This is a genomic window from Rathayibacter sp. PhB152, assembly GCF_003751395.1.
GTDB classification, from domain to species: Bacteria; Actinomycetota; Actinomycetes; order Actinomycetales; family Microbacteriaceae; genus Rathayibacter; species Rathayibacter festucae.
The window spans coordinates 271954-292102 of sequence record NZ_RJUT01000001.1 but is presented as its reverse complement, the minus strand read 5'-3'; the positions used below and the strand labels follow the sequence as shown (position 1 = coordinate 292102).

Here is a 20149-nt window from a genome sequence, read left to right as displayed (position 1 = left end):
GGTACTGATTCCGGGCTACGCGTCGACCGGGTACGTCGCCGCCCTGCTCCGATGAGTCGCGCTCACGACGTTCCACGAGCGAGACGTCCCCGAGGAGCGCAATGGAACCGATCAGGGAATCGGGCGTTGCGCGCACACCTCATCGGCAGGGTGACCGGAGGGGGGAGTGCCCCACGTTCGGGTGAGGAGCACGCTCGGAACAGTATCCGACATATGTGTTTGTATCCACAGGGTCGCAAGAACGAAGCGGATCTGGAGACATTGCGTCTCATTCACAGGCGCTGCTGGCCGGTCCTCTCGGGTCGATGCCGTTGTCCTCCGCCGTCGCTTCACCAGCACGCAGGCCCGAGCACTGTCAGCGCGGCGGCCCCGTGAGCAGCGTGACGGCGCGCTTGAGCGGCGGCGGCTCCAGCACGCGCACCCCGGCCTGGGCGCAGGCGGCAGGGCCGTCCAGCTCGCGCGCCGCGTCGACGGCGAAGTCGTCGTTCCCGCCCTTCGGCGCGAACAGGGCCCAGGAGTTCGGTCCGGCGGCGCTCGTGTACCGGGAGGAGTACCGGATCCCGTCGAATCCGGCGGCGTGCAGAGCCGCCGCCCACGCCTGAGTGACGTCGTAGTCGGTCATCGTCGTGAGCTCGCGCGTGACGCCGTGCTGGTCCGCGCTCTGCGAGGTGACAGCGGCGCAGGTGAGCCCCGGCGGAGGACGGACGGCCGACACTCGGAACGCGGCCGCCGCGGCGGGCGTGATCACCTGATCGGGAACGACCCGGTCACCGAGGCTCTCCCGCACCGCGGTCCGGACGTCGTCCGCGACGTAGCAGGTGCCGTCCGCGCCGCTGTCGGGCAGGTCGAACCGGCCGCGGCCGCTCGTGCTGAACCACCACGCCGCGAGCTCCGTCGAGTGCGCCCGCCACCGCCACTCGGGCTCCGGCTCCACCGCCGGGAACGCCGTGAGGTCCTGATCGGCACTCGGGCCCTGCTGGGCGACCTCCGCGCGGCTCATGGCGCCCAGAGCGCGCCGGCGCTCCTCGCGTGGACGAGCACCTCCGCGATGCGTCCCTGGCGCAGCGCCTGAGCAGGAGTCGCCCCGTCGAGGTACGGCATCGGGCTGTTCAACCAGAGCGCGTCACCCCACTCGTCGATCGATCGGGGGTCCAGTGCGGCGAGAACGGTGCGGAGCTGCGGCAGCAGCGCTCCGCCGGGACCCTCGAACTGGAACGCCGGGTACAGCCGATGACCGTCCGTCGTGCGGACGCAGAGGAGATCGCGTCGCTCGATCTGGCCGTCGATCGACTGCCGGGTCACCTTCCGCCACGCCCGCAGACCGGCCGTGTCGTAGAACGGGCCGATCTTGGCGTCGTAGTGGTTCGCGCCGGGAACGCTCGCGAACATCCTCGAGACGACGCCCTCCATCCCCCCGCTCCGACCGGCGACCAGATCGAGGTCCAGGCCGGTCGCGTGGCGACGCACCGCCTCCAGGAGAGCGCGCAGCTCCGGTTCCGCTTCGTCGATCGATTCGCCGGTCCGGTTCTGCCTGACGGTTCGATCCCTCGAGGCGTCGTCGGGCACGACGGACGCGGTCGGCACGGCTCGGTCCGAAGGGCCTCCGCCTCGCGCTCGCAGGACTCGCCCCGCTCGCGCGACACCGAAGACCCCGCCGACGCCTGCGGCCGCCCGGAGGCGATCCGCCCCGCTGAGCTTCCGCCCGCGCGCCCGACGGAAGGCCGCACCGCCACCTCGAACCCGCCCGCCCATGTCTCGACCCCCCGTCAATCGCGTCAGGTCAAAATTCTACCGGCGTCAGTCGCGTCAGGTCAGTGAGGAGGATCAGTGGCGCGGGACGTCGGGCAGGACACTCCGCATCAGCAGCCCGCCCACCGCACCGGCGGGCGGGTGCCCTGCTGGGGAACCCCTGGCGGCGCGGCCCCGACCTAGCGTGGTGGGCATGGAGCACCCCCGGCCCCCCGTCCCGGAGCAGCGTGTCCCCGAACAGCGCGTCCCGGGACAGCCCGCGTCCCCGCGGCGCACCCTGTTCCTCGCGCCGCTGGGGTTCTTCCTGATCACCCTCGACATCCTGATCGTCAACGTCGCCCTCACCCGCATCAGCGACGACCTCGGCGGCGGCACCACCGGTCAGCAGTGGATCATCGACGGCTACACCCTCCTGTTCGCGTCGCTGCTGCTCTTCGCGGGCAACCTCGCCGACCGCCTCGGCGCCAAGCGCGCCCTCGGCAGCGGGATCGCGCTGTTCCTGCTGTCGTCGATCGCCTGCGCCCTCGCGCCCACTGTCGGGGCGCTGATCGCCGCCCGCTTCGTGCAGGGCGCCGCGGCCGCCGCGATGCTGCCCTCCTCGATGGCGCTGATCCGCGAGGCGTTCCCCGACGCGCGCGAACGCGCCCGCGCCCTCGGGATCTGGGCCGTCGGCGGCGCGGTCGCCGGCGCCGTCGGCCCCCTCCTCGGCGGTCTGCTGACCACGATCGACTGGCGACTCGTCTTCCTGATCAACATCCCCGTCTGCGCCGTCATGCTCGTGCTGCTGCGCCGGGTCGCCCCCTCGCCCACCACCTCGCCGCCGTTCGACGGGGCCGGCCAGGTCCTCTCCCTCGTCGGACTCGGCGCGCTGATGTACGGACTGATCGAGGGCGGCGCGATCGGCTTCGACGACCCGCTCGTCCTCGGCTGCCTCGCCCTCGCCGTCCTCGCGCTGTCCGGCTTCCTGCTCGTGCAGCAGCGCGCCCGCCATCCGATGATGCCGCCCGACCTCTTCCGCAGCCGGAACATGCGCCTCGCCCTCCTCGTCGGCTTCGCGTTCATGGTCGGCAACTTCGGCTCCGTGTTCGTCGTCAGCCTCTACCTCCAGCAGCACCTCGGCCTCACCCCGCTGCTCGCCGGACTCGCCTTCCTGCCCTCCGCGGCCTTCGCCGTCGTCGGCAACATCGTCAGCGGCCGCCTCGCCAACCGCTTCGGCCCGCGCCTGCCGATCGTCGGCGGGCTCGCCACGATGGCCGCCGGCCTCGCGGGACTGCTCGCCACCGCACCGCTCGGCTCGCCGCTCCTCGTCAGCGGCCTGCTCGTGCTCACCGGAGTCGGCGGCTCCGTCGCCATGCCCCCCGCGACCGCCGTCGTCCTCGCCAGCGTCCCGCCGCACCGGGCGAGCACCGCCAGCGCCGTCTTCAACACCTTCCGCCAGGTCGGCGGCGCCGTCGCCATCGCCGTCTTCGGCGCCCTCCTCGCCGGCAGCCGCGACTTCGTCACCGGGATGCAGACCAGCATGCTGATCGCGGCGGCCGTCCTGCTCGCCGCCGCGACGGCCGCGGCCTTCCTCAGCACCCGCGAGCAGAGCGCCTAGCTCCCCCGCGGTCGGATCCTGACGCAAAACGACAGATGGCGAATAGCGCCCCGGAAACCTACTGTGGAGGGGCGGTCGAGGAGTGGGGGCTCCGGCGACGCCGCGGGGCAGACCGACGCGGACGTCGGTGCCGAGGTGCTCTCGGCCGCATCGGGGGACTGCGGCCGAGAGCACCAGCCCCGACGGGATGGGCTTTCGGAGAATCATGCTGATCGAGTAGCCCGCGGAGCGGGCGTATCGAGATCCACCCGCGCCGGTCCTGGAGCCTGCAGACCCGCCCTGCTGATCACGGCGGGTCTCGATACGCCCCTGCGGGGCTACTCGACCAGCATGTCTGCGGGCGTCTCTTCCCAGGAGATCCACCTGCACGCTGCATGGCGACGGCACTCGCCCCCGGGGATCGACCCGTGGGCCCGCTCCGCCCTACGCTTCGACGATGACACGCACTGACGCGCCGGGTCGTCCTCGCAACACGGTCGGGCTGATCGGCTTCCTGCTCGCGGTCCTCCAGACGCTGACGCAGATCCTGCTCGCCGGGGTCACCACAGCGATACCGGTGCTCGCCTACGGCAACGGCATCGACGCGACGAGCATCGGCGCGCTGTTCACGGGCATCGCCCTCGTTCAGCTGCTCCTCGCCGCCGCCACCACCGGGCTCGGCGTCGCCGGCGTGGTCCGGCAGGGACGCCCGCGGATCCTCGCCGCGATCGCCCTGGGCGTCGGGGCGCACGGCGTCCTCGTGGGCCTGGCGACGCTGGTCCTGCCCCCGCTGGTCGGACTCGTCCTGCAGTGATCGCGCCGCGGTCTCCGACGGCCGCCACGTCACCGGCCCGCCGGAGGACGACCGCCCCTCGCCGACCGCCGATCGTCCGATTCCGGACATGACCGCTAGAGGACGTTGCCTCCTCGCCCCGGACCCTGCCACTGTCGCAGAGCGACCGATGACGGTCCACGACTCGAAGGACCGGAGTTCACCGATGAGCGATTCCCTGTCGACCGATCACCCCACGAGCGAGATGACGCCCGAGGTGCTGGCGGCGTTCAGCGACGCCTGGTCCCGCCACGACCTCGAGGAGCTGATGAGTCACGTCACCGACGACTGCGTCTACGGCGCGTCCGTCGGTCCCGAGCCCGGCCGGACCTGGACCGGGAAGGAGCAGGTCCGCGAGGGCTTCGCGCTGATGCTCGCCTTCGACACCGGCCAGGAGCGGCACGAGGAGGGGGAGCCCCTCATCGCCGGCACGCGCGGCGCGGCCACCTGGTCCTTCACCGGGACCGGCCCCGACGGCGAGCCCCAGGTCACCCGCGGCTGCGACATCTACGAGTTCCGCGGCGGCAGGATCGCCCGCAAGGACGCCTTCCGGAAGGTCTACAAGGCCGACGCGCCAGCCGACTGACGATCGCAGCCCGCACGCTGCCTCATGGTGGTCGAGCAGCCCCGCAGGGGCGTATCGAGATCCGCCGCGATCAGCTGGGCGGTCTGCAGACTCCCCTTCCGACGCTGGTGGATCTCGATACGCCCGCTTCGCGGGCTACTCGATCAGCATGCCTTCACCCGCACGTACAAGGCGATCTCCGTGGAAGCGACGCCTGAAGACATGCTGGTCGAGCAGCCCCGCAGGGGCGTATCGAGACCCGCCGTCGATCAGCAGGGCGTGTCTGCAGACTCCTCTTCTGACGCTGGTGGATCTACTTGGAAGAGACGCCCGCACACATGCCGGTCGAGCAGCCCCGCAGGGGCGTATCGAGACCCGCCGTCGATCAGCAGGGCGTGTCTGCAGACTCCCCTTCTGACGCTGACGGATCTCGATACGCCCGCTCCGCGGGCTACTCGATCAGCACGCATTCACCCGAGCGATTCCGGCGAGCCCAGGCCTGTCCCGCGACCCGAAGCACGCCCGCCGCCACCTCCGGCACGTGATTCGACCTCCGGCACGCCGTTCCGCGCGAATCAAGCGAGCCCGGGCCCGTTCCGGGAGCCCGAGCGCGCCTGCCGCCACCTCCGGCACGCGATCCGAACCCCGGCTCGCCATCCCACGCGAATCAAGCGAGCCCAGGCCCGTTCCACGAGCCCAAGCACGTCTGCCGCCACCTCCGGCACGTGATTCGACCTCCGGCACGCCGTTCCGCGCGAATCAAGCGAGCCCAGGCCCGTTCCGCGAGCCGGAGGGTGTCCGCCGCCACCTCCGGCACGTGATTCGACCTCCGGCAGGCCGTTCCGCGCGAAGCCAGCGAGCCCGAGCCCGTTCCGCGAGCCCGAGCGCGCCCTCCGGCCCGCGACCCGACCTCCCGCACGCCGATCCGCGAAGAATCTCGCGACCCGGATGAACGCTCACGCGGTCCGCGCAGTACCCCTCTTCGAGTCGCCGATCTGCGGCGACCGGAAGTCTCGAGGAGTTCATGATGAGCAGGACCTTGAAAGTCGGCATCACCGCTGTCGCCGTCGCGAGCGTGATGGCCGTCGCCCCCGTGCTGGCCGGCGCGAGCACTGTCGCTCCCGCCGCCGCGACCAGCGATGCCAGCAGCGCCCTGGTCAGCGCCGCCCGCTCGGTGGCCGCCAAGCTGCGCGTCGTCGGTCTCGCCGACGAGGGCACGACGCTGGTGCAGTTCAACCCCCTCAAGCCCGGCACGGTCTCCGGCAGCGTCGCCGTCACCGGTCTGACCGGCGGCGACACCGCGCTCGTCGGCATCGACTACCGCGTCCAGGACGGCAAGCTCTACGGCGTCGGCAACACCGCGGCGAGCGCCGGCGTCTACTCCATCGACGCGACCACCGGCGTGGCCACCCCGGTCACCCGCCTCACCGTGGCGCTGAGCGGCACCACCTTCGGGGTCGACTTCAACCCGGCCGCCAACGCCCTCCGCGTGATCAGCGACACCGGCCAGAATCTCCGCCAGCCGTTCGCGACCCCGGGTGCCGCGACCGTGGCCGACGGCGCGCTCAGCTACGCCGCGCCCGCCGTCGCCACCGGCGTCAACGGGGCCGCGTACACGAACAACGATCTCGACCCGAACACGGCGACGACCCTCTTCGTCCTCGACACGGCGCTCGACCAGATCGCGATCCAGTCCCCCGCCAACGCCGGCACGCTGGCGCCGACCGGGAAGCTCGGCGTCGACGCCGCGGGTGTCACCGGCTTCGACATCTACTCCGTCCTGCGCAACGGCGGCTCGATCGGCTCGATCGGCCTGGCCGCGGTGAACGGCTCGCTCTACGAGGTGGGCGTGCTCAACGGCACGGCCACCCGCCTCGGCACGATCGGCGCAGACGTCACCGACATCGCGATCCCGCTCGTCCAGCGCTGACCCGACTGGTCAGGAACGGCACCGACGCCGGCCGGCGCTCCACGGTGAGTGCCGGTCGGCGTCGTGCTCGGCATCGAGGTCACCGCTCCGACGGCGACGTGCGCGCCCGGAGGACGCCGAGGGCGACGAGTGCCGCGGCGAGGCCGGCCAGGACGAGCCCGGCGACGCCGACCGCGCCGGAGAGCTGCTCGGCCCCGGCCGCCGTCGCCCGGGCGCTCGTGATGCTGCCGGCGACGAGTGCGCTGAGGATCGTGCCGCCGGCGGCGATGCCGACCGCGGTCGCGAGCTCGCTCGCCGTGTCCACGAGGGCCGCGCCGACGGAGGTGCGCTCGGCCGGGAGCCCGCGGAGCACGTTCGTCCCGGCGACGACGCCGACCACGCGCATCCCCGCCGCGACGAGCACGAGGGCGACCAGCACCCAGCCGTAGCCGAGGCGGCCGAGCAGCCCAAACACAGCGAGCCCGGCGACCACGGCGCCCGCGCTCAGCGCGGCGGCGCGCTCGAGGCCGACGCGCGTGACGAAGGGGCCGACGAAGCGACCGCCGGCGAGGAGGACCACGACCTGCGGGAGCAGGCCGAGCGCCGCGGCGGCCGGGCTCCAGCCCCAGGCGAGCTGCAGCTGGAGCGTGACCAGGTAGGAGAGCCCACCGACGGAGAGACCGGTCGCGGCCTTGAACGCCAGTCCGCTGGAGACGAGCGGCAGGGCCACGAGGCGCAGGTCCAGCAGCGGATGCCGGGCGGTGCGCTGGCGGAGCACGAAACCCGCTCCCGCGAGGGCCGCCGTCACCACGGTCGCCCACGGCGCCCACGGTCCGATCCCGGTCCCGGTGCCGTCGGCGTCGGTGCCCGTGGAACCAGTGCCCACGAACAGCGTCGGCGCGACGAGGGCGGCCGCGATCGTCACCGTGCCGAGCAGCGCGCCGACGACGTCGATCGGGTCGCGGTGCAGGTCGCCCGGGGCATCGGCCGGCACGCCCAGGCGGATGCCGATCAGCGCGAGCACCGCGATCGGCACGTTCGCCAGCAGGAGCACCTGCCACGGCGCGACCGCCAGCACGAGACCACCGGCGGTGGGGCCGACCGCGAGGCCGACGAGCCCGGCGGTCGAGACGACGGTCAGCGCCCGGACCCGGAGGTCGTCGGTCCCGAACAGGCGGAAGGCGAGCGCCATCGACCCGGGGGTGGTCATCGCCGCCGCGATCCCCATCACGGCCCGGACGGCGATGAGCTGCTCCGTCGTCGTCACGGCCGCGGTCGCCAGGCTCGCGGCGGCGAGCAGCACCAGGCCGGCGAGCATCACCCTGCGGCGTCCGAAGCGGTCGGCGACCGCGCCGAAGAGGAGCATGAGGCCGCCGAACGCGACCGAGTAGGCACCGGTCACCCACTGCAGGCCGGCCGTCGACGCGTGCAGCTCGCGGCCGAGCGTCGGCAGGGCGATGTTCAGGACCGAGTTGTCGAGCATCTCGAACAGGAAGACGGCCGAGAGGCCGGCGAGGGCGATCCACGCATCGCGCAGGCGGCGGGGAGCCGTGTCCCGCGGGGCGGATCGGGGGGTGTCGAGCACCATGGGCGCACTCCTTCACAGGGAAGAAGTGGCGGATCTCTCGATGCCGCGTGCGCCTGCAGACCGGCGCGGCCTGCGTTTTACCTCAGATGCGACGACGGTACACCCGGGGCGGGGGTGCGCGCGACGAGCGCCCCGCGGCACCTTCTGCCGAGGACCGGAAGGCGCCCGGGCGGGGATACCGTCGTGAGCGGGCCGAGCGGGTGGCGCTCGGCGAGACGAGGAGCGAGCGCATGCTCATGAGACATCGGGACCGCGAGCCCGTGATCCATCCGACCGCGTCCGTCGCGTCGTCCGCCGTGATCGTCGGCGCCGTCCGCCTCGGGCCGGGCGCTCGCGTCCTCCACGGAGCGGTGCTCTCGGCGGAGGACGGCGAGATCGTCGTCGGCGAGGACACGATCGTGATGGAGAACGCTCTGATCCGCGCCCGGGCGGGCCACCCGGTGAGCATCGGGGCGGCCGTCATGATCGGCCCGCACGCGCACGTGAACGGCAGCACCGTCGAGGACGAGGCGTTCATCGCCACGGGCGCCTCCCTCTTCCCCGGCAGCCGCATCGGCGTCGGCGCCGAGGTCCGGATCAACGCGGTCGTGCAGGTCGACACCGTCCTCGAGCCGGGCGCCGTCGTCCCGATCGGCTGGGTCGCGGTGGGGACGCCGGCGACGATCCTCCCGCCGGAGCGCCACGAGGAGATCTGGGCGATCCAGCGCGGGCTCGACTTCGTCGGGACCGTCTACGGCGTCGGCCCCGGAGTGCCGATGCGGGAGCTCATGCGGCAGCAGTCCGAGTTCTACGGCGCCCACCTCGGCGACCAGGAGATCGACGGCCGCGAGCGCTGAGGGCCCCGTCCTCCCGCGGGCGGATCTCGATACGCCCGCGGTGCGGGCTACTCGATCAGCAGGGAGCGGAGCCGGCCGGCTCCATGCTGGTCGAGTAGCCCCGCAGGGGCGTATCGAGACCCACTGTCGCCAGCAGGGCAGGCCTGCAGACCTCTGTTCCGACACCGGGGGATCTCGATACGCCCGCCGTGCGGGCCACTCGATCAGCACGAGACGGCTCCTCGCGGCCGCGAAGGCGACCGGGGTCGTCCGTGTCAGTGCGCCGCGTCGTACGCGGCCTGCACGTCCGCGGGCACCCGGCCGGAGCGCGGGACCTCGTAGCCGTGCCGCCGCGCCCAGTGCCGGATCGCGGCGAGCATCTCGGGGCTCTTCCGCCCGGCACTCGCGGCGATCGACGTCACCCGGGAGCGGGCCGGCACCTCGGACAGCGGCCGGGCCGCGTCCACGAACGGCGCGAGCGCCCGGTGCAGGTGCCCGATGTTCGCCGCCGACAGGTCGATCTCGTACGCGTCGTCCCCGACGGAGAAGGACACCGTCCCGCCGCGCCCGGCGGCGATGGGCGCACCGGTGAGATCGTCCACGAGCACGACCTGGGAGACCACGGATCCGACGACCTTTCACGGGAGGAGCAGTGCGACCGGACGGACGCACGCGCACGTCCATGGAACCAGATGCGGGCCCACGGCGGGGCCCGGCGCGCGTCGACGAGGGGACGGCGGCCGGCGGGAGAGCCGTCGAAAGCTACTAAGAACAGTCTCCGATTAGCACCTTTAGCGGTGTCCTGTGCGATTCGCCCCCGCCGCCGCCGGGTCGTCACGGCGCCCTCAGAAGCAGCGGTCGAGGCGAGTAGTGGCCGGAACGCGTGAAGTCAACTAAGTTGACTTCACTGCTCGACCACCCAGAAGGAGGACGCATGTCCACGACCGCCCCACTCACCGCCCAGAGCTCGATCGGGGAATGGCTGAACCACCCCGAGGGCTCCGCGCTCATCCGCGACGTGCTCGGCGGCGCCGCCGGCGGCTTCGACGAGGCGAAGCTGGCGCCGGTGCGCTCGCTGCCGCTGCAGCAGCTGGTCGCGCTGAGTCAGGGGCAGCTCCCGCAGAGCGTCGTCGACGATCTGGTGCTGCGGGCGAACGGCGGCGTCGTGCCCGAGGCCGTGGAGAGCGCGGGCTGGCGTGAGAGCGTCACCGCCGGGCGCTTCGCGGGGAGGACCGTGATCGTCACCGGCGCGGCGTCCGGGATCGGCCGCGCCACCGCCTCCCGCATCGCCCGCGAGGGCGGCCGGGTCGTCGCCGTGGACATCTCGGCCGAGCGGCTCCAGGAGTTCGCGGCCTCGCTGCCGGACGCCGAGATCGTGCCCGTCGCCGGCGACATCACGAAGCAGGACGACATCGACGCGATCGTCGCGGCGGCCGGCGAGCGGATCGACGGCCTCGCCAACATCGCCGGCATCAACGACGACTTCTCCCCCGCCCACGAGACCTCGGACGCGGTGTGGGACCGGGTGATCGCCATCAACCTCACCGGCGGCTTCAAGCTCTCCCGAGCCGTGCTCCCCGCGATGCTCGCGGCCGCGGCCGGATCGATCGTCAACGTCGCCTCCGAGGCGGGACTGCGCGGCAACGCGTCCGGCAACGCCTACACGGTCTCCAAGCACGGCGTCGTCGGGCTCACCAGGAGCGCCGCGTTCATGTACGCGGGCAGCGGGATCCGCGTGAACGCCGTCGCGCCCGGCGGCGTCGCCACCGGCATCCCGTTCCCGCCGAACGTCTCCGAGGCCGGCAGCGCCCGGCTCGCCCCGTTCCAGAGCGCGATCCCCTCCGTCGCCTCCGCGGAGCAGCTGGCGGCGTCGATCACCTTCCTGCTCAGCGACGACGGCGTGAACATCAACGGGGCGATCCTGCCCAGCGACGGCGGCTGGTCCGTGCAGTAGTCAGGCGGACGCCGGCGGGCCGGACCGGTCCGCGGGAGTGAGCAGGCCCTGCAGCGCGTCGCCGTAGCGCTCGACGATCTGCTCGTGGTCGGTGGCGAGGAGCACCTCGTCGCCGACCACCCACATGGAGTGCAGCAGTCCGCCGACGAGCGCCGCGGCCAGGCGTGCGCGCAGGTCCGCGTCCGGCCCCGTCATGCGGGCCCGCAGCGGAGCCACGAACGCCTCCTCGTGCACGGCGTGCAGCCGGGCGCCGATCGCGGGCTCGCTCCCCCCGCGCACCAGCGCGAGGAACACGGCCTGCGTGTCGCGCTCGTCCGCGAGCAGGGAGGCGACGAAGCTGCGCCCGAAGTCCCGCAGCGGCACGTCCAGCTCCGGGCGGTCCTGGATGCTCACCTGCATCACGTCGAGGAACAGCGCCTCCTTCGACCCGAACCGGCGGACGACGACGGCGGGATCCACCTGCGCCTCCGCCGCGATCTCGCGGACGGTGACCCGCGAGTAGCCGCGCTCCCGGAACAGCCGCTCCCCCGCCGCGCGGATGCTCGCGCTGAGGGCGGCGGGAGAACGGCGAGGCACGGTGGTCGATCGTATCCGAAGGGCTGCACCGGCCCTCCGGCGACGACAGCCGCTCCCGCACGACTCCCCTCGCCGGCGGAGCAGCTCGACCGTGCCGTCCTCGAGGCTTTCGAGGTGACGGCACCGCGCGACTCCAGCTGGTGGCGCGGCGTCACCGGGAAGGGTGGGTGTCCTGGGAAGCGACGCCCGCACACATGCTGGTCGAGTAGCCCCGAAGGGGCACATCGAGACCCACCCACCCCGAGGACGTCGGTCTCTTCATGCCCTGCGCCGACGCCGAGGCACCCCTCCCGCTCAGGGTCGCCTCAGCGCGCCAGCAGCCCGAACGACCCGATGACGACCGGCACCACCGCGACGGCCAGCAGGAGGTAGGACAGCACGAGCCCCACCGTCGACTCGCGGCGAGGGCCCTCGCGTCGTCGCGCCACGTGACCGACGACGACGCCGACCAGCGGGAGGACGTACTGCAGCGTGGTCGCGATCCCGATCACCAGGGGATCGCCCCGCCATAGGTGAGCCACCGCCAGGTATCCGATCGCGTACGACACGACGGCGAGAACGCCCAGCACGAGCGACGCCCGTGTCCACCCGCGTCCGGTCCGTCGTACGGTGCCCGTCTCCTTCATCACACTCATGCCTCCACTGTACGAACCGACCCTCGCGTTCCGCGGGCTCGGACCCGCACGAGGGCGAGGCGGAGGCGCGACGGGGTGGCGTCGCCCGCGATCGAGCCGGGGGTCACCGGGGCGAGGGAGAACGCAGCGGCCTCACCCGGCGGTGATGCCGTCAGGACGAGGACGTCTCAGCTCCGCGGCGAAGAAGCCGGTGATCCGGTCGAGCGCCTCGATGACCACGGCCCGATCGCGCCCGGCGAGGAGATCGTGGTCCGAGCCGACGAAGACGTGGTGCTCCGTGCGCACGCCCCCGCTCCGGAGCCGCGCGGCGAGCTCGGCGCCCTCGGGGGCGAGCGTGTCGTCCCCTCCGGTCAGCACGAGCGTCGGCGGCATCGCCGCAGGCAGCGCGAGGTCGCGGGACGGCGACGCGAGAGGCTCCTGCTGGCGCGGGACGTCCGGGAAGTACGCCCAGCCGACGAAGCGCTGCACGAACGGGCTGATCGCCGGACGACGGACGCCCGACGTCCGGTCCGTCCGGATCACGTCCGTCACCGGGACGACGAGCGCGACGGCCAGCGGAGCCGGCAGCGACGCCGCGTGCAGCTGCTGGCAGATGTTGATCGCGAGCTTCGCCCCGGCGCTGACGCCGCCGAGCAGGAGCCGGTCCCCGGACCATCCGGCGCCGGTCTCCGCCTGGAGCCAGCGGGCGATGTCGCAGGCCTCCTCCTCGGCGACCGGATACTGCACGCGCGGCCCGGTGTCGTAGTCCGGCAGCACCACGACGGCACCGAGCCGATCGGCCATCGCCCGCGCGATGTGCAGGTCCTGCTCGGGGTAGCGGTTGACGAAGCCGCCGCCGTGCAGCTGCAGCACGACCGGAGCGTCCGGGTCGTCGACGGCGGGACGCTGCACCACCGCGCGGACGACGCCGTGCCGGGTCGGGATCCGCAGGCCGGTCGGGGAGGGCAGTCGGGTGCTCGGCTCCGGGAGACCGCGGGGCGCTCCGACGCGGGCCCGCGACCCGATCTGCGCGAGGGACCAGAACAGCGGGCTGAGGGGACGGCGGACGGTCACGCCTCCACCGTAGGGCGCGGGCGTCTCGCCTCCAGAACCTCCGCGCCTGGTTCCTCGAGCAGGTCGGACCGTCGTTCCGCTTCGACGCCGCGGTGCGCCGGCATCTCGCAGCCGACGGGGGGACGCTCGCCGACGCCGTCGCCTTCTGGCACGCCTCCCGATCGAGCGAGCCGCGGCCGATCGATCCGCAGTTCGAGCTCGACCGCTTCACCCGCGCGTGGCACGCCGAGCACCCGGACGGCGACCGCGCCGGGCTCCTCGTCGCCTGGCAGGAGTACCGGGCGCTGCCCGCCGAAGCCCGCCCCCGCGCCTGAGGGTCCTGGTCGGAGGGCGCTGCGGTCGATCCGGGACGCACTTGACTCTGACGCTGCGTCAACCCGTAGCGTCGCTTCCATCGCCCCGGGATCCGCCCGGGAGGCGGGAACGGAGGACGCGGTGGAGGACGAAGGGCCGGCGCAGGAGTGGTCCGCGCACGAGGTGGCGCGGCTGGCCGGCACGACCAGCCGGACGCTGCGGCACTACGGCGCCGAGGGGCTGCTGCCGCCGAGCCGGCTGGGCGCGAACGGGTACCGCTACTACGACGCGGCCGCGCTGGTGACGCTGCAGCGGATCCTGCTGCTGCGCGACCTCGGTGTCGGGCTGTCCGAGATCGGGCGGATCCTGCGCCGCGACACCGAGCCGGCGGTGGCCCTCGAGCGGCACCTCGACGTGCTGCGGGAGGAGCGCCGGCGGCTCGACCGCCGCATCCGCGCGGTCGCCGGGACCGTCGCGGCGATGAGAGAAGGGAACGGGCCGATGGCCGAGGAGATGTTCGACGGGTTCGACCACGCGGAGCACCGCGAGGAGGTGGAGCGCCGCTGGGGCGCGCCGGCCTACGCCGACGGCGACCGCTGGTGGCGCTCGATGACCGCGGAGGAGCGCGAGCAGTGGCTCCGGCGGCAGGCGGACCTCGCCGGCGCCTGGACCGCCGCCGCGGCGAGCGGCGCGGACCCGGCCGGCGAGGAGGCGCTCGCGCTCGCCGACCGGCAGCGCGCATGGCTCGCCGAGGTGCCGGGCACGCCCCGCGACGCATCCGGCGCCCCGAGCGACGAGTACCTGCTCGGCCTCGGCGAGATGTACGTCGCCGACGAGCGCTTCGCCGCGCACTACGGCGGGGCGACCGGCGCCCGCTTCGTCCGCGACGCGCTGCGGGCGCTGGTCGAGCGGGGCTGACCCGACGGCGCTCCCGGCGGCGCACCTCCGGCTCGTGGAATCCCCTCCGGCTCGTCGTTCCAGGCGTTTTGAGCGAGCCCGAGCGCATTACACGAGCCGGAGCGCACCCGCCCACTACCTCGGGCACGCGATCCGCCCTCCGGCACGTCGTTCCGCGTGTTTCCAGCGAGCCCGAGCGCAATTCACGAGCCGGAGCACGCCCCCACGGGGGACCTGCGGACCTGCACTCTCCGCAACGGGTCCTCGATGCGCGCCACGGCCTTGGCAGGACGACGGCCGCCGAGTTGGATGGCAGGATGCTGACCCTCCTCCCGCCGATCTCGGAGCCGTGGACGGTCACTGGCCTGGGCCGCACCGACGACGGTCCGCTCGACGAGGTGCTGATCGCCGTCGACCGGGGAACGCCGGAGCACCGCTTCACGATCCGCACGATGCGGCGCACCGGCACCCGGCTGGGACCTCGGGGCTCCGTCCACGGGACGGTGACGGACTCGGTCGCGACCGCGAGCCTGGCCGTCGGCTCCCTGCTCCTGGACGTGCTGCCCATCGGCCTGCCGACGCACGAGGCGCGCGCCGCGATGAGGGCGACGGAGGAACGAGCCCAGGCTCTCGCCCGCGACCGGGACGGGTGGGACGTCACCGCGCTCCCCCTCGACGGCGTCGACTACGCCCTGTTCACCCGCAGCATCCCCGAGGGGAGCGTCGCCCACTCCGACCTCGGCTGGGCCACCGTCGCGATGTGGAGCCGCGGCCCTCTCCACGAGGGCCCCTTCCGACTGGCGGACGTCGAGCCGGGCGACGACCTCGGTGAGCACTGACGTGGCCGATCCCCGTTCGGGACGGCGCGGCGCTACTGTTCGGGCATGATCTCCCCCGAGCACTTCCTGGCGTTCGCGCTCGCCTCGGTGGCCCTGATCGTGATCCCCGGGCCGAGCGTCCTCTTCACGATCAGCCGATCGATCGCCTACGGCCGCCGGGCGGGGATCCTGAGCCTGCTCGGGAACGCGCTCGGGATCATGCCGGCCATCTTCGCCGTGGCCTTCGGCGTGGGGGCCGTCGTCGCGGCGTCGGTCGTCGCCTTCACCGTCCTCAAGCTCGCGGGGGCCGTCTACCTGGTGTGGCTCGGCGTGCAGGCGATCCGCCACCGCCACGCGCACGCCGGCACGGCAGCCACCGCCCCGGCGTCGTCGTGGACCCTCCTGCGCCAGGGCTTCGTCGTCGGCCTCACGAATCCCAAGACCGTCGCCTTCTTCGTCGCCGTCCTCCCCCAGTTCGTGGACCCGGCCGCCGGCCCCGTCTGGGCGCAGCTCCTGCTGCTCGGCTTCACCTTCCAGGCCCTCGCGCTGATCTGCGACAGCGTCTGGGCCCTGGCCGCGGGCACCGCGCGCTCGTGGTTCGCGTCGTCGCCGAAGCGGATGTCGACCCTCACCGGCACCGGCGGCGTGATGATGATCGGCCTCGGCGGCACGCTCGCGCTCACCGGCTCGAAGAGCTGACCCGATCCACACCCCGACCGAGAGGGACACACACCCCACCCAACCCTCTGATCACTCTCACTCGGTGACGTCCGCGGCGCCGGTTTCGTCTCACCGGAATGCGACAGCCCTCGGGCGACTGCGGACGGAGTCGTAGGGTTCCCGGCATGGAGCTGCCCTCTTCTCACGATCGCCCGGTGGACCCGTATCGAGCCCAGCTCGACGCACGATGGACCGACTACCTCCGCACCCGAGCGCCGGCTGACGACCACAGCGACTGGATGCTGGACGCGATGGGCGGATACCGCGACGAGATCGTGCACTTCGGCGGGCAGCTCCTGAACGACGTCTCGATCCGCGAGTGGGACGAAGAACGCGCGCGCCGCGCGTACAGCCGGTACCGGGCGGCCGCGGACGACTACGACCAGGACCCCGCCGCCTGGGAGGACGCGTTCTGGTGGCGGACCCGAGCCCGGTAGGAGGAGGACCAGCGCGCACGACTCCGCGGGGGGGGGGGGGGGGGAGACGTGATCGCCGATCGAGGTGGAGTGTCGCGGGCCGCCGGACGACACTGGATCGATGACTCCTCCTTCGCACCCGACGCGACGCCCTCCTCGTCGTCGCGGTGAGACGAAGGCGCTGCGCGTCGGGGCGTCGATCGTCGCTCTCGGCGTCGGCCTGTGGGTACTCGCGAACGACGCCGAGGTGTGGCCCGAGGCGGCGGGCGCCGCTACGGCGCCCGCCGTCGAGCCGACGTTCTCGCCGACCGGCGCGGTCTACCGCCACGGGTACTGGGGGCCCATCGAGGATCCGACGACGGCGCTGCCGATCCAGTGGCGGGACGGCGGTCGCTCGTTCGTGATCACCACCGGAGGGAGCGGGCAGTGCCTGAACGAGCCGGTGCTGCTCGAGGTGCTCGCTCCCGACCGGCTGCGCATCGAGACGAGACTGCAGTCGGATCCGGAGGGGATCGGCTGCAGGGAGAGCCACGTCCTCGCGAGCTACGTCATCGACACGCCGGCCGGGATCGACCCGGCGCGGACCGTCGAGTTCGAGCGGACGAGCGCCGAGCGGGCCGGCACCTCGAGCCTTCACCTCGATCCGCTCCCCTGAGGAAGCCGGGACGGAGCGAGCCGGGACCGAAGCCGCTTCTCCAGCAGAGGCGCCCGACGCGGTCGCCCCGCTGCGAGCGATCGGAGGGTGCACGGCCGCGAGCGCGTCCGGACGGACCGCCGCGGGCATCGCGGGCGCGACGGCCCGGCGCCTAGGCTCGCGGAATGGCGAAGCGGAGGGTGTCGGAGCGCGCGCAGGCGCTGCTCCTCGCCCGGCCGTGGACGCTGGCCGTGCTCAGCGGCGTGTTCGTGGCGATGATCGTCGTGCTCGCCGCGGACGTGGGCTGGGACCCGGCCGCGGTCGTCGGCGGGGGCCGCCGGCACGCTCCGCTGTGGCTGGTGGCGGGGATCGGGCTGCCGTTCTTCGGCACCGGAGTCGTCGTGGGAGTCGTCAAGCAGGTGCAGCTCGTGCGGGGGCGGCGGCGCGCGCCCGTGTCGCCGAGCCCGGAGGTCGAGCGGCTGCGACGGGAAGGCCCCGGCTGGCTGAGCCGCCGGGAGGACGAGGCGCGCTCGCGTCGACGCGCGCCCTAGCCCCCACGCCCCCTGCCGAGAAGGCGCCGAGCCGAGGAGGCGCCGAGCCGAGAAGGCGCCCTGCCGAGGAGGCGCCTAGCCGAGCAGCCGCCCCGCCGCTCGTCGCGCGGCCGCCGCCCACGGGCGAGCGGGGTCCGCCTGGGCGCCGGCCATCGCACCGTCGTAGAGGAGGCACAGCTCGAGGGCGGCGGCGTCCGCGTCCTCGACACCGGCGTCGCGCAGGAGTCCCGTGAACAGGTCGCGGACCCACTCGCGGTGGCGCAGCGTCACGGCGTGCGAGACGTGACCCTCGCCGTACTCCGCCTCCGCGTTGATGAAGGGGCAGCCGTGATAGCCGGGCTCGGCGAACCACTCGCCGAGCAGGTCGAACACGGCGAGCAGGCGCTCCGAGGCCGTCCGTCCGCGCCCGGGCAGCTCGGCCGCCACATGCGCCTGCCAGGCGGCGCTCCGCCCGCCGAGGTACGCGACCACCAGGTCGTCCTTGGTGCGGAAGTGCGTGTACAGGCTCGCCTTCGAGATGCCCGCCTCGGCGGCGATCAGGTCGACGCCGACCCCGTGGATCCCCTGCTCGTAGAAGAGGCGGTCGGCCGTCGCGATGGCGCGCTCGCGGGCCGGTCGGCGGCGGACCTTCGGGGACGGAGTCGAGCTCATGGGTTGGACTTTACCAAACAGATCTGTACAGTCACATCTCGTAGCCGAACAGATCGGTTCAGATAGGGACGATCATGACCGACCAGCAGAAGACCGACCAGCAGAAGAGCGCCCAGCAGAAGACCGCCCTCGTCACCGGCGCCACCAGCGGCATCGGCCGCGCCGCCGCCGAGCAGCTCGCCGCGCGGGGCCTGCACGTCCTCGTCTCGGGCCGCAGCGCCGAGCGCGGCGAGGCCGTCGTCCAGGGGATCCGCTCGGCGGGCGGCACCGCCGACTTCCTGCTCGCCGACCTGCGCGACGAGGCGAGCGCCCGCGACCTCGCCGGCCGGGCGACCGCGGTCACGGGGCGCGTCGACGTCCTCGTCAACAGCGCCGGCGTGTTCCCCTTCGGGCCGACCGCCGAGACCACGGAGGAGGGCTTCGACGACGTCTTCGCCCTCAACGTGAAGGCGCCCTACTTCCTCGTCGCCGCGCTCGCGCCGGCGATGGCGGAGCGGGGCGAAGGCGCGGTCGTCAACGTGACGACCATGGTCGCCGAGTTCGGCGCCGCGGGGATGGCGCTCTACGGAGCGAGCAAGGCGGCACTCGTCCTGCTCACGAAGGCCTGGGCCGCCGAATTCGGCCCGGCCGGCGTCCGGGTCAACGCGGTGAGCCCCGGCCCGACCCGCACCGAGGGCACCGCCGCGATGGGCGAGGCGCTCGATCAGCTCGCCGCCGCCGGCCCCGCCGGTCGCCCGGGCGAGGCGTCCGAGGTCGCCGAGGCCATCGTCTTCCTCGCCACCGACGGCGCCTCGTTCGTGCACGGCGCGGTGCTCCCGGTCGACGGCGGCCGGATCGCCGTCTGAGTCCGGAGCCCGCGGTCAGCCGGCGCGCAGGGCGAGAGGGACAGCCGGAACGGCACGCCGTGCGAGGCGAAGAGCGGGTCCGCGATGAAGCAGCGCCAGAGGAGCACGGGCGTATCGAGCGGAGAGGGCGCCTTCGGCGCCAGCGCAGGGCGGGGAAGAGGCCGACGTGCATGCGGTGGTGGGTCTCGATACGCCCCTACGGGGCTACTCGACCAGCATTTCTGTGGGCGTCTCTTCCAAGCGGATCCACTGTCCTCCGGAGCCGGGTCTCGATACGCCCGTCGGGCTACTCGACCGGCGGGCAGTGCCCTGCTGCCGCCTCGACCGGCAGGCAGTGCCCTGCTGCCGCCTCGACCGGCAGGCAGCGCCCTTCGGGCTACTCGACCCCGACGGCGCCCCGTGAGAGGCTCGCCCGGTGGACGGCGGGGACGATCAGCGCGACGGCGCGGAGCCGAGCCCGGTCGAGACGACCGAGCGGCTCCTGCTCCACCGACCCGCCGAGACGGACCTGGACGAGCTCTTCGCCCTCTACTCGGATCCCCGGCTGGCCGAGGGCGATCCCCTCCTCCTGCATCCCTCCCGCGCGCACACCCGCGCGATGCTCGACCGGCGGCGGGAGCAGTGGGCGCGCGACGGGCTCAGCAGCTGGGTGGTCCGCGAGCGGAGCCCGCGCGGCGGACCCGGCCTGATCGGCGTCGGCGGCTGCTCGCTCCTCGCGGGCACCGCGTGGAACGTGGCGTTCACCCTTCACCCGGACCACTGGGGCAAGGGCTATGCGCAGGAGATCGCGACCGCGGGCATCGCCCGAGCGACACTCCTCCGCCCGGATCTGCCGATCACCGCGGTCGTCGCGGAGCAGAACCGGCGCTCCCACCGCGCCGTCGAGCGCCTCGGCCTCGTGCGGGCGTGGACGGGCCCCGACGCGCACAGCCCGGACCCGACGGCCCGAGTCGTCCTGTACGCCGACCGCCCGCTCTCAGTGGAGCAGATCGACCGGCTGACCGGCTGACGCCTCCTGTGGTTGGGTTGCCGCACCGACGACACCCGGAGGACGACGATGCCCGACCACGA

General features: G+C 73.3%; 23 protein-coding genes. 15 read left to right on the top strand and 8 right to left on the bottom strand.

From position 1 onward, the window contains the following. Nucleotides 1–355: 355 nt before the first annotated feature. A complete protein-coding gene (locus EDF36_RS01260; protein WP_123731577.1) occupies nt 356–1000 on the bottom strand; it encodes an RES family NAD+ phosphorylase in 645 nt (214 codons plus the stop codon). Continuing rightward, the gene (locus EDF36_RS01255) at nt 997–1467 is read right to left on the bottom strand and encodes a hypothetical protein (protein WP_221181581.1); all 471 of its coding nucleotides are present in this window, start codon (nt 1465–1467) and stop codon (nt 997–999) included. The genes EDF36_RS01260 and EDF36_RS01255 overlap by 4 nt, the downstream gene beginning before the upstream one ends. Before the next feature lie 475 nt (nt 1468–1942). Between EDF36_RS01255 and EDF36_RS01250 the strand changes: the two genes are divergently transcribed. From EDF36_RS01250 to EDF36_RS01235, 4 genes are all read left to right on the top strand, one after another. Continuing rightward, a complete protein-coding gene (locus EDF36_RS01250; protein WP_123731575.1) occupies nt 1943–3346 on the top strand; it encodes an MFS transporter in 1404 nt (467 codons plus the stop codon). 436 nt (nt 3347–3782) lie between these two features. Further along, nucleotides 3783–4139 carry a hypothetical protein gene (locus EDF36_RS01245; RefSeq protein ID WP_123731574.1) on the top strand — a complete coding sequence of 119 codons (357 nt, stop codon included), beginning with the start codon at nt 3783–3785 and terminating at the stop codon, nt 4137–4139. A gap of 184 nt (nt 4140–4323) precedes the next feature. Next, entirely contained in the window at nt 4324–4743 is a 420-nt protein-coding gene (locus tag EDF36_RS01240) for a nuclear transport factor 2 family protein (protein ID WP_185020321.1), read from the top strand. 1006 nt (nt 4744–5749) lie between these two features. Continuing rightward, the gene (locus EDF36_RS01235; protein ID WP_221181580.1) at nt 5750–6652 is read left to right on the top strand and encodes a DUF4394 domain-containing protein; all 903 of its coding nucleotides are present in this window, start codon (nt 5750–5752) and stop codon (nt 6650–6652) included. A 79-nt stretch (nt 6653–6731) separates the two neighbouring features. On the opposite strand, the gene EDF36_RS01230 is transcribed toward EDF36_RS01235, so the two are convergent. Further along, nucleotides 6732–8219: an MFS transporter gene (locus tag EDF36_RS01230; RefSeq protein ID WP_123731572.1), complete on the bottom strand. Its 1488-nt coding sequence runs from the start codon at nt 8217–8219 to the stop codon at nt 6732–6734. Nucleotides 8220–8449: 230 nt separating this feature from the next. Here EDF36_RS01230 and EDF36_RS01225 point away from each other — a divergent pair, with 230 nt between their 5' ends. After that, complete coding sequence (locus EDF36_RS01225; protein WP_123731914.1) at nt 8450–9055, top strand: gamma carbonic anhydrase family protein; 606 nt, start codon at nt 8450–8452, stop codon at nt 9053–9055. A gap of 254 nt (nt 9056–9309) precedes the next feature. Here the strand turns inward: EDF36_RS01225 and EDF36_RS01220 are convergent, their stop codons facing one another. Then, nucleotides 9310–9657 (bottom strand): Lsr2 family protein, encoded by a 348-nt coding sequence (locus tag EDF36_RS01220; RefSeq protein ID WP_123731571.1) that lies wholly within the window; start codon nt 9655–9657, stop codon nt 9310–9312. 311 nt (nt 9658–9968) lie between these two features. Here EDF36_RS01220 and EDF36_RS01215 point away from each other — a divergent pair, with 311 nt between their 5' ends. Continuing rightward, nucleotides 9969–10988 carry an SDR family NAD(P)-dependent oxidoreductase gene (locus EDF36_RS01215; RefSeq protein WP_123731570.1) on the top strand — a complete coding sequence of 340 codons (1020 nt, stop codon included), beginning with the start codon at nt 9969–9971 and terminating at the stop codon, nt 10986–10988. On the opposite strand, the gene EDF36_RS01210 is transcribed toward EDF36_RS01215, so the two are convergent. The 3 genes from EDF36_RS01210 to EDF36_RS01200 all read right to left on the bottom strand — a co-directional run bounded on the left by EDF36_RS01210 (nt 10989) and on the right by EDF36_RS01200 (nt 13252). Further along, the gene (locus EDF36_RS01210; RefSeq protein ID WP_123736028.1) at nt 10989–11564 is read right to left on the bottom strand and encodes a TetR/AcrR family transcriptional regulator; all 576 of its coding nucleotides are present in this window, start codon (nt 11562–11564) and stop codon (nt 10989–10991) included. It lies immediately after the preceding gene. Between the two features lie 305 nt (nt 11565–11869). Then, a complete protein-coding gene (locus EDF36_RS01205) occupies nt 11870–12055 on the bottom strand; it encodes a hypothetical protein (protein WP_148059939.1) in 186 nt (61 codons plus the stop codon). A 276-nt stretch (nt 12056–12331) separates the two neighbouring features. Continuing rightward, a complete protein-coding gene (locus tag EDF36_RS01200) occupies nt 12332–13252 on the bottom strand; it encodes an alpha/beta hydrolase (protein ID WP_123731567.1) in 921 nt (306 codons plus the stop codon). A 92-nt stretch (nt 13253–13344) separates the two neighbouring features. Here EDF36_RS01200 and EDF36_RS01195 point away from each other — a divergent pair, with 92 nt between their 5' ends. The 7 genes from EDF36_RS01195 (at nt 13345) to EDF36_RS01165 (ending at nt 17582) form a co-directional block, all read left to right on the top strand. Further along, the gene (locus EDF36_RS01195) at nt 13345–13566 is read left to right on the top strand and encodes a hypothetical protein (protein ID WP_123731566.1); all 222 of its coding nucleotides are present in this window, start codon (nt 13345–13347) and stop codon (nt 13564–13566) included. A gap of 121 nt (nt 13567–13687) precedes the next feature. Next, nucleotides 13688–14464 carry a MerR family transcriptional regulator gene (locus tag EDF36_RS01190; RefSeq protein ID WP_123731565.1) on the top strand — a complete coding sequence of 259 codons (777 nt, stop codon included), beginning with the start codon at nt 13688–13690 and terminating at the stop codon, nt 14462–14464. A 296-nt stretch (nt 14465–14760) separates the two neighbouring features. Further along, nucleotides 14761–15282: a hypothetical protein gene (locus tag EDF36_RS01185; RefSeq protein ID WP_123731564.1), complete on the top strand. Its 522-nt coding sequence runs from the start codon at nt 14761–14763 to the stop codon at nt 15280–15282. Nucleotides 15283–15327: 45 nt separating this feature from the next. After that, nucleotides 15328–15960 carry a LysE family translocator gene (locus EDF36_RS01180; RefSeq protein ID WP_123731563.1) on the top strand — a complete coding sequence of 211 codons (633 nt, stop codon included), beginning with the start codon at nt 15328–15330 and terminating at the stop codon, nt 15958–15960. Nucleotides 15961–16136: 176 nt separating this feature from the next. Continuing rightward, a complete protein-coding gene (locus EDF36_RS01175) occupies nt 16137–16418 on the top strand; it encodes a hypothetical protein (RefSeq protein ID WP_123731562.1) in 282 nt (93 codons plus the stop codon). A gap of 100 nt (nt 16419–16518) precedes the next feature. Then, nucleotides 16519–17052, top strand: coding sequence for a hypothetical protein (locus EDF36_RS01170; RefSeq protein WP_148059938.1), 534 nt, complete (start codon nt 16519–16521; stop codon nt 17050–17052). A gap of 164 nt (nt 17053–17216) precedes the next feature. Continuing rightward, nucleotides 17217–17582, top strand: coding sequence for a hypothetical protein (locus EDF36_RS01165; protein WP_148059937.1), 366 nt, complete (start codon nt 17217–17219; stop codon nt 17580–17582). Between the two features lie 75 nt (nt 17583–17657). Here EDF36_RS01165 and EDF36_RS01160 read toward each other — a convergent pair whose 3' ends face one another. Then, a complete protein-coding gene (locus EDF36_RS01160; protein ID WP_123731559.1) occupies nt 17658–18233 on the bottom strand; it encodes a TetR/AcrR family transcriptional regulator in 576 nt (191 codons plus the stop codon). Between the two features lie 74 nt (nt 18234–18307). On the opposite strand from EDF36_RS01160, the gene EDF36_RS01155 reads away from it, so the two are divergent. Then, on the top strand, nt 18308–19078 hold the full coding sequence (locus EDF36_RS01155) for an SDR family NAD(P)-dependent oxidoreductase (RefSeq protein ID WP_123731558.1): 771 nt from the start codon (nt 18308–18310) through the stop codon (nt 19076–19078). A gap of 415 nt (nt 19079–19493) precedes the next feature. Further along, a complete protein-coding gene (locus EDF36_RS01150) occupies nt 19494–20087 on the top strand; it encodes a GNAT family N-acetyltransferase (protein WP_123731557.1) in 594 nt (197 codons plus the stop codon). The last annotated feature ends 62 nt before the right edge of the window (nt 20088–20149 follow it).